This window comes from Streptomyces sp. NBC_00663 (assembly GCF_036226885.1).
Taxonomy (GTDB): domain Bacteria; phylum Actinomycetota; class Actinomycetes; order Streptomycetales; family Streptomycetaceae; genus Streptomyces.
The window spans coordinates 6,014,421-6,023,037 of record NZ_CP109027.1; the positions used below are offsets into that span (position 1 = coordinate 6,014,421).

General features: G+C 68.9%; 12 protein-coding genes and 1 pseudogene. 5 read left to right on the plus strand and 8 right to left on the minus strand.

Annotation, left to right across the window (positions count from 1 at the left end):
* Positions 1 to 75 precede the first annotated feature (75 nt).
* Entirely contained in the window at positions 76 to 1,533 is a 1,458-nt protein-coding gene (locus OG866_RS27520) for an alginate lyase family protein (protein ID WP_443063571.1), read from the minus strand.
* A 93-nt stretch (positions 1,534 to 1,626) separates the two neighbouring features.
* Between OG866_RS27520 and OG866_RS27525 the strand changes: the two genes are divergently transcribed.
* Complete coding sequence (locus OG866_RS27525) at positions 1,627 to 1,986, plus strand: VOC family protein (protein ID WP_329338719.1); 360 nt, start codon at positions 1,627 to 1,629, stop codon at positions 1,984 to 1,986.
* On the opposite strand, the gene OG866_RS27530 is transcribed toward OG866_RS27525, so the two are convergent.
* Together OG866_RS27530 and OG866_RS27535 are read right to left on the minus strand one after the other, a co-directional pair.
* Entirely contained in the window at positions 1,983 to 2,666 is a 684-nt protein-coding gene (locus OG866_RS27530) for a hypothetical protein (RefSeq protein ID WP_329338721.1), read from the minus strand. The two genes, OG866_RS27525 and OG866_RS27530, sit on opposite strands and share 4 nt — an antisense overlap.
* A gap of 24 nt (positions 2,667 to 2,690) precedes the next feature.
* A complete protein-coding gene (locus tag OG866_RS27535) occupies positions 2,691 to 2,993 on the minus strand; it encodes a hypothetical protein (RefSeq protein ID WP_329338724.1) in 303 nt (100 codons plus the stop codon).
* A gap of 156 nt (positions 2,994 to 3,149) precedes the next feature.
* Here OG866_RS27535 and OG866_RS27540 point away from each other — a divergent pair, with 156 nt between their 5' ends.
* Positions 3,150 to 3,572 (plus strand): Hsp20/alpha crystallin family protein, encoded by a 423-nt coding sequence (locus OG866_RS27540; protein WP_329344328.1) that lies wholly within the window; start codon positions 3,150 to 3,152, stop codon positions 3,570 to 3,572.
* A 49-nt stretch (positions 3,573 to 3,621) separates the two neighbouring features.
* Positions 3,622 to 4,029 (plus strand): DUF2267 domain-containing protein, encoded by a 408-nt coding sequence (locus OG866_RS27545; RefSeq protein ID WP_329338726.1) that lies wholly within the window; start codon positions 3,622 to 3,624, stop codon positions 4,027 to 4,029.
* 6 nt (positions 4,030 to 4,035) lie between these two features.
* On the opposite strand, the gene OG866_RS27550 is transcribed toward OG866_RS27545, so the two are convergent.
* Positions 4,036 to 4,539, minus strand: coding sequence for a hypothetical protein (locus OG866_RS27550; RefSeq protein WP_329338728.1), 504 nt, complete (start codon positions 4,537 to 4,539; stop codon positions 4,036 to 4,038).
* Positions 4,540 to 4,653: 114 nt separating this feature from the next.
* On the opposite strand from OG866_RS27550, the gene OG866_RS27555 reads away from it, so the two are divergent.
* Positions 4,654 to 5,466, plus strand: a complete 813-nt coding sequence (locus OG866_RS27555; RefSeq protein WP_329338730.1) for an alpha/beta fold hydrolase — start codon at positions 4,654 to 4,656, stop codon at positions 5,464 to 5,466.
* 47 nt (positions 5,467 to 5,513) lie between these two features.
* Here OG866_RS27555 and OG866_RS27560 read toward each other — a convergent pair whose 3' ends face one another.
* The 4 genes from OG866_RS27560 to OG866_RS27575 form a co-directional block, all read right to left on the minus strand.
* A complete protein-coding gene (locus OG866_RS27560) occupies positions 5,514 to 6,011 on the minus strand; it encodes a peptidylprolyl isomerase (RefSeq protein ID WP_329338732.1) in 498 nt (165 codons plus the stop codon).
* A gap of 385 nt (positions 6,012 to 6,396) precedes the next feature.
* On the minus strand, positions 6,397 to 6,693 hold the full coding sequence (locus OG866_RS27565; RefSeq protein ID WP_329338734.1) for a DUF6247 family protein: 297 nt from the start codon (positions 6,691 to 6,693) through the stop codon (positions 6,397 to 6,399).
* A gap of 93 nt (positions 6,694 to 6,786) precedes the next feature.
* The gene (locus OG866_RS27570) at positions 6,787 to 6,990 is read right to left on the minus strand and encodes a DUF397 domain-containing protein (protein ID WP_329338736.1); all 204 of its coding nucleotides are present in this window, start codon (positions 6,988 to 6,990) and stop codon (positions 6,787 to 6,789) included.
* Positions 6,987 to 7,835: a helix-turn-helix domain-containing protein gene (locus OG866_RS27575; protein ID WP_329338738.1), complete on the minus strand. Its 849-nt coding sequence runs from the start codon at positions 7,833 to 7,835 to the stop codon at positions 6,987 to 6,989. The genes OG866_RS27570 and OG866_RS27575 overlap by 4 nt, the downstream gene beginning before the upstream one ends.
* A gap of 196 nt (positions 7,836 to 8,031) precedes the next feature.
* On the opposite strand from OG866_RS27575, the pseudogene OG866_RS27580 reads away from it, so the two are divergent.
* A pseudogene (locus OG866_RS27580) lies at positions 8,032 to 8,598 on the plus strand (ATP-binding protein); the annotation flags it as partial.
* Positions 8,599 to 8,617: the final 19 nt, after the last annotated feature.

Consider the following 8,617-nt stretch of genomic DNA (forward strand, 5'->3'; position numbering starts at 1 on the left):
CACGGGTGGGCGCAGGCGGTGCCCCGTTGGCGCCGGGCCGCGTGACCTGCCCCCGGCCACCCTGACGCCGGGCGTCTACTCAGCGGCTTCGCGGCGACCCCGGTCCCGTCGGCGCAGCAGCAGCAACCCACCCGCGACGGCGGTCACCCCGGCGGCCGCACTCCAGCCGACCAGGTCATTGGACCCCGTGGCGGCGAGGTCACCGTCCGCGGAGGGTGAGGCGGAGGCGGCGGTCTGCGGGCGCGGGTCCGAGGCGGCACCTGATGCCGACGGAGAGGGCTCCGGCGAGGACTCAGTCGCTTTCTCCCGCGTGAACGCCAACGTCCCGAACCCCAACTGGTCGTACCCCCCACTGTTGGGCCCGTAGTCCCCGCCCCCACCCTCAGGCGCGGCCTTCGCGGCGATCCGCGTCAGATACGTCGCCGACACCCCCCGCCGCCTGGTGTAGTGGTTGGCGATCATCGCCCAGATGGGCCGCATCATGGCGGGGTCCACCCCGGCGGCCTCGCTGACGGTCTCCGCCCCCGACCACCCCGCCACGGCCCCCTTCCGCCGCGTGTTCGCGGTGAACGGCACCTCGCCACCCATGCTCCACTTCGCCACGTACTGCGCCCCCTTGAGGAACCGGCTGTCGTCATAGCCGTACAGATCGATCCCCTGGTTCCACGCCATCTCGCAGAACGTGCCCATCAGCCCCACCCCGAGCAGCGCGTGCCCCTGATCCCGCCCGGCCTCCAGCCACTCGGCGAGCCCGTCGTCGTACACCACGGGTATGGCGTTCTTGACCGCCCCGAGCCCGACCCCACCCTTGAAGTACTCGACCGCACGCCCGACTTGAGCCTTGTCGTCGCAGAAGATGCCGGTGGCCAGGACACAGGCCATGTTGGCGAGGTCCCAGTTGGTCCAGTAGTTGGAGTCGACGGCACCGTTGTGCCGGACGAGGAAGTCGTCGGCGAGCGTGCCGAAGACCTTGCTGAGCATCTCCTGGAAGCGACCGAGGTCGAAGTCCCCGTGCCCGCGGACGAGTTCGGCGGCGTTCGCGAACTGGTAGCCGTACAGCCCCGACGCGAGGAACCGGTCCGCGCTCCCGGCGAGCTGCGTGAGCTTCCCCGACCAGGCGTTGAGGATCGCGACGGCGGTGTCGGCGTGGGCGGTCTCGCCGCTGACGTGGTAGCGAAGGGCGTTCTGGTAGGCGGCGTGGATGTCGTTGTAGAGGACCGTGTAGTTCTGCGGGCTGCCCGCACCCCGGTAGATCGTCGCCTGCGGATTCGGCGTCCAGCCGGCCTGCGCATGCCGGTTGGCGGTCAGCTTGGCGTACCCGGCGGTGTAGGGCGCGGCGCCCGCCTTCACCTTCGCCCGCATCCGGGCCAGGTCGGCGGAGGTGTGCAGCAGACCGGGGTGGGCGTAGCCGGAGCCGGCGGCACGCGCGGCCGGGGGAGCGAGAAGGGCCGTACCCGTCACGACACCGGCGGCTCCGGTTGCCTTGAGCAGGGTGCGGCGGCTGAACGGCGAAATCGAAGTCACGGGTGTCATTCCTCGCGTGCCGGTGGCTGGGGACGGAGGGGAGACGCGAGGGTGGGAGCACGGATAACAGAAAGTCCCGGACGACAGTGAGGAGCTACTGCCATGACCGTCCGCCGGATCATGCCCGACTTTCAGGTCGAGTCGGAGGACGCGATGAAGGCGAGTTGCCGTTTCTACGGCCTCCTGGGCTTCCAGCAGGCCATGGACATGGGCTGGATCGTCACCCTCGCCTCCCCCGCCAACCCCACCGCCCAGATCAGCTTCTTCACCGAGGAGCGCACGGCACCCGTCGTCCCCGACCTGAGCGTCGAGGTCGAGGACGTGGACGCGGTGTACGCGCAGGTGGTGGCGTCGGGTGCGGAGGTCGTACGGGAGCTGCGGGACGAGGAGTGGGGCGTACGACGGTTCTTCGTACGGGACCCGAACGGCCGGGTGGTGAATGTGCTGACGCACCGAAGCTAGCTGTGCCGGGGCGTGGGCTCCCAGTCCGCGCGGTACTCGACATGCATCAGCGGCATCGACCGCTCCAACAGCCCCGACCCCGGATGCAGTTCGGCACACACGTGCCCGTCCCGGCCGGGCCCGGTGTCGGCGAGGTCGAAGAAGTCCGCGGCGGCGTCGGCGAAGGGCAGCGCACTGCCGCTGAGTACGAGGGTGTCGGCGGCGGTGGCGAGACGGATCCGGTCGCGGAACCCGGCGTGGTGGGCGCCGGGGACGGCCTGGTCGAGGGCCTGGTTGTTGGCCTGGTCGCGGGGGAGGGAGAAATCGGCCCGCCGGAACTCGACGGTGTGCGTCCTGCCGTTGTGCCGCCCCACCCGCCCCCGCACGTCCTTCCACCGGGACGCCGGGAACTGGAGGGAGTGGTGCAGCAGAAGCAGGTCACGGGCGCGATACGGCTCGGGAAGGGGAGTGTCGGCAGGGCGCTCATCGCGCTGCCGCAGCGGCAGATGGACGAGTGAGCGCGGCGATCGCGCGGCCAGCAGCCAGGCCGCGGCCAGCTCGGCGGCGGCACTCCGGTCCACCCACAGACTCAGCCAGTGCTCACTGTCGTAGCAGAGCGCGCGCCGCAGCCCGTCGACGCGCAGCACCCGGTACTCCTGCGCCCCGAGCCGCACCCGATGCTCGGTGACCCCGAGTCGCACCCCCGTTTCCCTCTCAGCTTCTTCTCAGCCCTGCCGGTCCGCCACCGCCCAGGACGCGAGTGCGACGGCCCCCGCCATCCCGAACACGGCGGGCCAGGCGCCCACCTTCTTGGCCAGCGGATGCGACCCGGCGAACGCGGCGACGTACGCGGCCGTCAGCGCCCCGGCCGCCTTCCCGCCGGCCTGCTGCCGCCACTGTGTCGCCGCGGCTGCCCCGGCCACGGCCAGCACGGCCCCGCCGAGCTGCCGCTTCCTGGTCCAACGGGCCACGCCGTACCCACCGACGAGCCCACTCGCCGCGACGACCGCGCTGGGGACCTTGGCCATGCCTGCCTCCTGGTGATTGTTTCCGCCCCCGAGGCTAACTCCGGCACCGTGAGGCGACCCGAACCTGAGTCGAGGCTTGTCAGGTTTCCTCCTTCGAGCTATATAAGAAGACGTAAGGGCATCGCACCCAGTTCCTGAGGAGAGGAGTGACCCGTGATGCTCATGCGTACCGACCCCTTCCGCGAATTCGACCGCCTCGCGCAGCAGGTCTTCGGCGCCACCCGTCCGGCCGCGATGCCGATGGACGCCTACCGTTCCGGGGACGACTTCGTCGTCCACTTCGACCTGCCCGGCATCGACCCCGAGACGATCGATCTGGACGTCGAACGCAACGTCCTGAACGTCCGCGCCGAGCGCCGTTCCCCCGCCCCCGAGGGCGCGGAGCCCATCGTCGCCGAACGCCCCACCGGCACCTTCACCCGCCAGCTCTTCCTCGGCGACACCCTCGACACGGAACGCATCGACGCCTCGTACGAGGCCGGCGTCCTGACCCTGCGCATCCCCGTGGCGGAGCAGGCCAAGCCGCGCCGCATCCAGATCACGGGCGGCAACGGCGGACGCAGGCAGCTGAGCAGTTGAGCGCGCCCGCCCGCACGGGCGCACGACCAGGACCAGGAGGAAACATCCGGTGGTGAAGAGAAGCTGGGCCGAACTGGTGGACGCGGTGCGGGAGTCGGGCCAGTACCCGACCCGCACCGAGGCGGAACGCGTCACCCGCGTCGTCCTGTCCGCCCTCGGCGGCCACGTCACCGGCGACGAACGCGTGGCCCTCGCCAGGGCGCTGCCCGAGCAGGCGGCACGCGTCGTCGCCGCCCAGATCCCGGCGACCCGCCCCCTGACGGCGGCGGAGTTCGTGGAATCGGTGGCGGCCCGTATCGAGGGCGCGACGACGGCGACGGCCCGCTGGGACGTCAGCTCGGTCCTGAGCACACTCCCGCGCTGGGCGGGCGACGCGCTGGTGGACCGCATCCTGTCCCAACTCCCGCAGGGATACGCGCTGTTGTTCGGCAGGGCGGAGCTGATGCCGACAGCGTGAGCGCCCCTACCGGGCTTCGCCCGCACGGTTTTCGTGCCGGGTGCGGGCACGCATCTCCGAGACGTACCCCGCGCCGATGACGCACCCGGCGCCGGCGAGGGCGAAGCCCACGAGGGCCGGGTTCAGATACCCCGGCACGTCCCCGTTGTCGTACCTCCCGCCGTCGCTCGTCTCGCACACGAACCCCAGCGGGAGGTACGACACCGAGTAGTCGACGATCTCGACGCCGCGCTGGTGCCGCTCCCACCAGCCCGCCGTACGACAGGACTGCGGCGGCGCCGAATCCGTACCGCCGTCCTCAGCAGTCATGAGGGCCCCGACGACGATCAACAGCCCCCACGCACAGAGCGCCGCGGCCACGGCACCGGCCAAGGCGCCGAGCCCCCGGAGAAGGGTCGGCAGCTCGGCCCGCCGTACCCCCCGCTCGGCGATCCGCCCGCCCCCGTACCCGGCGAGCGCGAAGGCGACGACCGCCGCGACGACGACGAACAGCAGATTCAGCAGTGCCATCACGCGCCCCTTGTTGTGATCGACTGACAGACAGCCGAGTCCAGCAGCGCCGTCCGTGTACGGCAGTGGCGGAGCCCACAGTTCCGGCAACAGGACGGCTACAGGGGGCGCCACATGAACCACGCGACGATGCAGGACGGCACGAGCATCACGTACCGGGACGAGCCGCCACCCTTGTCTCATTCTCCTGATCAACCCCGCACGATCCTGCTCCTGCACGGCCTCGCGGGACACCTGGGCGAGTGGGACGCCCTGACACCGGGCCTGCTGACCGCCGGCTTCCGTGTGGTGTCGTACGACGCACGCGGCCACGGCGCGAGCACCCGCCGCCCGCCTACGGTGAGCAGGGCGGCGCATGTCGCGGACGCGCGGACGTTGATCCAGGAGCTCGGGCTGAGCCGCGTGACAGTGCTCGGCCAGTCCATGGGCGGCAACACGGCGATGCTGCTGGCGTCGGCGCACCCGGAGCTGGTGGCGTCCCTGATCCTGGTGGAGGCGGGCCCGGGAGGCCCGAACCCGGCCGTCCCGACGCAGATAGCCGACTGGCTGGACAGCTGGCCGACGCCCTTCACATCCGTGGCGCAGGCGGAGACCTTCCTGGGCCACGAGGCATGGGCGAGGGGCCTGGAGGAGCGGCCGGACGGCTGGCACCCCCGCTTCGACCGGGACACGATGATCGCCACGATCACGGAGCTGACAGCGCGGGCGTACTGGCCGGAATGGGAGCGGCTGGCCTGCCCGACGCTGGTGGTGAGAGGCGGAAAGGGAGCGCTGTCGGCGGAGGAGGCGGCGGAGATGCTGAGACGCCGCGCGAGGGGGACCCGGGTGGTGGTGATCCGGGATGCGGGTCATGACGTCCACCTGGACCGCCCGGATGATCTGCTGGCGACCATCACGGGGCCGGACGCGCGACGGCCGACGCGATGACGCACGCGCCGGCCGTTCACGACTGGGGTACCGCGGTGGGGCAGCTGTCAGAGCTGGCCGGACTCGGCGATGGTGATCTTCGCCGAGGTCCTGCCGTTGCCCGAGCCGAGCGCCTCGATCTTCTTGACGAGCTTCATGCTGTCCTCGTCGGCGACCTCGCCGAACACCACGTGCTTGCCGTCCAGCCAGCCCGTCACGATCGTCGTGATGAAGAACTGCGAGCCGTTCGTGTTCGGCCCGGCGTTGGCCATCGAGAGCAGGCCCGGACGATCGTGCTTGAGCTTGAAGTTCTCGTCGGCGAACTTCTCCCCGTAGATGCTCTTGCCGCCGGTGCCGTTACCCGCGGTGAAGTCACCGCCCTGCAGCATGAACTCCGGGATGACCCGGTGGAAGGACGAACCGGCGTAGCCGAAGCCCTTCTCGCCGGTGGCGAGGGCACGGAAGTTCTCGGCCGTCTTCGGGACGACGTCGTCGAAGAGGTTGAAGTTGATACGGCCGGCGGGCTCGTCGTTGATGGTGATGTCGAAGTAGACCTTGGTTGTCATGGTTCTATCCTGCACCCTCGGCCTTGAGCTGCCGCAATCGTGGGGGTCGGGTGTAGCGGTTCCGTGTCGGGTGCCGCAGCTCACCCAAGTTGTTCCGCTCGTCACTCAGCGGGGACGCCGTCGTCAGGAGTGACCGCGACGATGGCCACGGTGGGAGGCGGCGGAGCTGGTGTGTACACGTACGCCACCGCGAGCCCTGGAACTCCGTCCCGGGGCTCGATCCGCGTCTTGCGGACTTCTGTGCCACCCGGGCGGGGCGGTCCGAGCAGGACTCCGAGCCTGGGTAGCTGTTCCAGCTCCTGTCGGAGTTGCTCCAGCGCTTGCTCGGCTCCGAGCGCTTTCGCTCGATCTGCCGCCCGCACTGTCACGGCCGCGATCACCCCGCTCACCGGTCTTGCTCTTCCTGCTTCAGGCGAGCCGCGAGGTCGATGCCCTCCTGCACGGCGATGTCGAAGTGGGGATCCTGGTAGAGGCGGATCCTGCCTCTGTAGTCGACAATCACCGCGGCGACAGCGTTGAGGTCGGTCTCGGATGACGCCTCCAGCGCACGCTGAAGATCCGCTTCGAACGACTCCCGGTCGCCCGGAAAGCCATGCCCGGATCGGAGAGCAGCCCGAATGTCACCGATGGTCTTCAACGGCAGTGCCGCGGGCCCGGGTGTCTCCTCGTACTGTGCGCTCACGATCGTCAGCTCCTTGCTGTCTGCGGTCCTAGGAGGAGTCTGCTACAGCGGAATGGAGGCCGCCGAGGAAACTCCCGGGCCATGCGCCAAAGATCAAGGCCTCGGGACATTGCGCAAGAAGGCGTGCCAGGCCGTACCACCGAGCGCGATGACGGGCCCGGCCGCGCACTTGGAGTCCCGCACGAGTACTTCGTCGACGGCCAACGCGCATTCGATGCACTCGCCTCCGGCGCCGTTGCTGTACGTCGACCTGAACCACACGGGGTGGTGTTTGCCCGCGTCACCTGCAATGCTCACGTTGCGTAGTCCTTCAACACGGTTTTGATCAGTTGGATGGAACGTTGAGGGCTCAGGGCCGCGGCTCGCAGGCCGTCGAAGGCCCTGGTGTACTCACGAACATGATGCTCGCCCTCCAAGTACACGGCATCGGTGATTCCGTCGCGGTACACCAGGTCCGGGTCTTCCTGGTCGGGAAAGCCGAGCATCGTGAAGGTCCCTGTAGCCGGATAGGTGCCGGCGTCGAACGGCAGAACCTGCAAGGTCACACTGGACAACTCGGCTGAATCCAGGATGCGTTCAAGCTGCTCCCGCATCAGAGCCCGATCGCCGATGACATTGCGCAGAGCGCCCTCGTTCACGATGAACCAGGCATCGGGGGCATCGGGCCCCGTCAGCATGGCCTGACGCTCCATGCGTACGCGTACGGCCTTGTCGATGTCCTCGGCCGACATGTGAGCACCCGTCGTGTGGAGCTCGCCGGTGTACGCCTCGGTCTGCATGAGGCCGGGGATCAACTCGCACTGGTACTGGCGGAGTGTGGAGGCTTCCTGCTCCAGACCGATGTAGATGTTGAACCACTCGGGGACACCGGAGCCGTGCACCTGCCACCAGCCGCGCGTCTTGGCCTCCCGGGCCAATGACTTGAGGAACTCGCGCAGTTCGTCGGTGGTGCCGTAGAAGCGGCACAGGGCATCGATGTCCGATGGTTGGACCCGGCCGCTACCCGTCTCCATGCGGTTGACCTTGGAGCCGCTCCAATCCAGGGCCTCGCCGACGTGTGCGCAGGTCAGCGCACTCTTCTCACGGAGCTTCTTGAGCTCGATCGAGAGACGGCGACGGCGTGCCGTGGGTGATCCGGCCATCTCAACCACCTTTCGAATAACGGGTGTTCAGTCTCGCGCCAAGGCGTCAGCCTGCCAATCACTCGGAAGTGGGAATCTCGTCCTGCACATTGCACGCCGGGATGGGCTCACGTCACTCTGGTCAACAGCGCGACTCAACGTGAGGATGCGTAACGCTCCGCTGATCAAAGGGGTCTTCGTGGCACAGGAAGCCTGCATGTCCCGGAAACCGTGGGACCTGGCCTTCACGGCCGAGCCCGAGGAGGTGGGTGCCTTGCGCCGCATCATGCGGCTCCATCTGGGGATCTGGGGACTGCACCACATCATCGACGAAGCCCAGCTCTGCATGAGCGAGTTGGTGTCCAACGTCATCACTCACGTCGGCGTCGGCACTCCGACCACACTCGCCGTCTCCATGAACGGCACCCACCTCCGCATCGAGATTCATGACCCCGACACGCGGGCCCTCCCCACCCTCGTGGGCGCAGACGCGGGCTCGGAAACCGGCCGTGGCATGGCCCTCGTCGACGCCGTCGCCGATCGCTGGGGCGTGGTGCTTCGCGCCGACCGAAAGGTGACCTGGTGCGAGTTGGCTACGCGGCTCACCTCGCCGAGCGGACACGTCGACGGAGCAGGCGTCACACGGGACGAGGAACTGCTGAGCCTGTACGCGGCGGTAAAGCAGCCTCGCGTTGCGAGTTCGAGCAGGTTTGGCAGGGCGGCGGCCGAAGAAGTGGTGATCGACGCCATCACGGACTTCCTTCATTGGCTCAAGGAGCACAGGTGAGATGTGGACGAAGTCC

Bases quoted from the DNA above. Each gene is read 5' to 3' on its own strand.
- OG866_RS27520 (WP_443063571.1), bottom strand. From the start codon at position 1,533: ATGACACCCGTGACTTCGATTTCGCCGTTCAGCCGCCGCACCCTGCTC.
- OG866_RS27525 (WP_329338719.1), top strand. From the start codon at position 1,627: ATGACCGTCCGCCGGATCATGCCCGACTTTCAGGTCGAGTCGGAGGAC.
- OG866_RS27535 (WP_329338724.1), bottom strand. From the start codon at position 2,993: ATGGCCAAGGTCCCCAGCGCGGTCGTCGCGGCGAGTGGGCTCGTCGGT.
- OG866_RS27540 (WP_329344328.1), top strand. From the start codon at position 3,150: ATGCTCATGCGTACCGACCCCTTCCGCGAATTCGACCGCCTCGCGCAG.
- OG866_RS27550 (WP_329338728.1), bottom strand. From the start codon at position 4,539: ATGGCACTGCTGAATCTGCTGTTCGTCGTCGTCGCGGCGGTCGTCGCC.
- OG866_RS27555 (WP_329338730.1), top strand. From the start codon at position 4,654: ATGAACCACGCGACGATGCAGGACGGCACGAGCATCACGTACCGGGAC.
- OG866_RS27560 (WP_329338732.1), bottom strand. From the start codon at position 6,011: ATGACAACCAAGGTCTACTTCGACATCACCATCAACGACGAGCCCGCC.
- OG866_RS27575 (WP_329338738.1), bottom strand. From the start codon at position 7,835: ATGGCCGGATCACCCACGGCACGCCGTCGCCGTCTCTCGATCGAGCTC.